At 72.8% G+C, this 1588-nt stretch carries 2 protein-coding genes; both read left to right on the top strand.

Annotated features, from left to right (window positions below; all coding sequences use genetic code 11):
• On the top strand, positions 1–821 hold an 821-nt coding region (locus QH283_RS14110), incomplete at its 5' end, for a helix-turn-helix transcriptional regulator (RefSeq protein WP_280503458.1).
• A gap of 125 nt (positions 822–946) precedes the next feature.
• A partial coding sequence (locus QH283_RS14105; protein WP_280503457.1) for a PQQ-binding-like beta-propeller repeat protein occupies positions 947–1588 on the top strand: 642 nt, incomplete at its 3' end.

Here is a 1588-nt window from a genome sequence, read left to right as displayed (position 1 = left end):
ACGCGCTACGCGCGGAGGTGCGCTGGGTGGCACGCGAGTCGGCGGTGCCGATCGTGTTCGGCGGGGAGATCCAGGGCGACACGCTGCTGCTGTCGGAGTTCGTCGGCATCAGGACCAACGGCCTGCGCGGCCTGCCGGTGCTGCGCAGCGCGGGTCTCGGTGGCCGGGTGATGGATCTGCGGCGGCCGCTGTCGCTGGCCGACTACCGCAACGCTCCCTCGATCACCCACCACTACGACGAGCCGGTCACCGGCGAGGGCATCCGGTCGATGTTCGCGGTGCCGGTCATGGTGGGCGAGCAGTCGCGCGCGGTGCTCTACGCGGCCACCCGCGGTGGCCCGCTGGGCGACCGCACGGCGGAACTGATCGTGCGCGCGAGCAGGCGGCTGGCCGCTGAGATCGCCATCCGCGACGAGGTGGACCGCAGGTTGCGCATGCTCGATGTGGTGACCCCGGGACACAGCGCGAGCCCGGAGATGCTGGAGGAGTTGCGCGGCATCCACGCGGACCTGCGCGGGCTGGCCGGTTCGATCGGTGACGACGGTCTGCGGCACCGTCTGCACGATGTGTCGTCGCGACTGGTCCGGGTGATCAACGGCGACCGGGCGGTCGACGCCGCGAACCTGCCCCAGCTGTCGAGGCGCGAGCTGGACGTGCTCGCCGAGGTCGCCCTCGGTTGCACGAATGCCGAAGTGGCGCAACGCTTGTCGTTGAAACCCGAGACGGTCAAGAGTTATCTGCGCAATGCCATGACCAAGCTGGACGCGCACTCGCGGCACGAGGCCGTGGTCGCCGCCCGCCGCCTCGGACTGCTGCTCTGACGCTGTCCCGCCGCCTCGTCGTCCACAGGGCGGTGGTTGTCCACAGGCCCGGTCCCGCCGGTTCGGCGCCGGTCTGCCGCCGTGCGATGATCGGTCGCGATCCGATTCCGGCAGGGGGAGTTCCGATGATGGGTGGGAAGACGTTCCGCAACGCCGTACACGCCGTCGCCGCCGTGGCGCTCGCCGCCACCGCGGCCGCGTGCGGCCTCGGCTCGGCCGACACCGGAGACGGCCCGAGCAGCCCACCGGACGCGCCGGTCGTCGACGTGGCGGCGACCGAGCAGATCGACCTCGGCGCATATCTCGACCTCGGCGTCACCGAGACCGGGCTCTACACCGTCACCGAGGACGCGGTGGTCGGCTTCGACCGGGCGGGCGCGCGACGATGGACGCTGCGCGCCGAGGGCAGCAGGCCCGACCCCGACCGGGTGGAGGCGGTACCGTTCGCGCCGGTGCTGCTGGTCGGCTGGGACGACGCGGCGGGCCTGGTGGCCTACTCGACCGATACCGGCGAGGAGCTGTGGCGCACCGAGGACGAGGAATGGGCCCAGGGCGACATCGCGGACGGGCGGGTGAGCTTCGCCGACGCGGTCACCGGCGAGCGACGCTGGTCGGTCGAGCTGACCTCGTTCGGCTGCCCGCACGCCGACGACCCGCTGACACCGGTGTGGCTGCGTGAGGTCGTGCTGGTCCGCTGCTTCAAGAATCCCGCGCCGGGCGGCCGCGGCACCGCCCCCTTCGCCGCGGCCCGCGGCCCGGGGGGCGGG

Origin of the sequence: Nocardia farcinica, assembly GCF_029867845.1 — a bacterium.
Lineage (GTDB): Bacteria > Actinomycetota > Actinomycetes > Mycobacteriales > Mycobacteriaceae > Nocardia > Nocardia farcinica_A.
The sequence above is the reverse complement of the archived record's forward strand: the minus strand, read 5'-3'. Positions and strand labels throughout refer to the sequence as shown.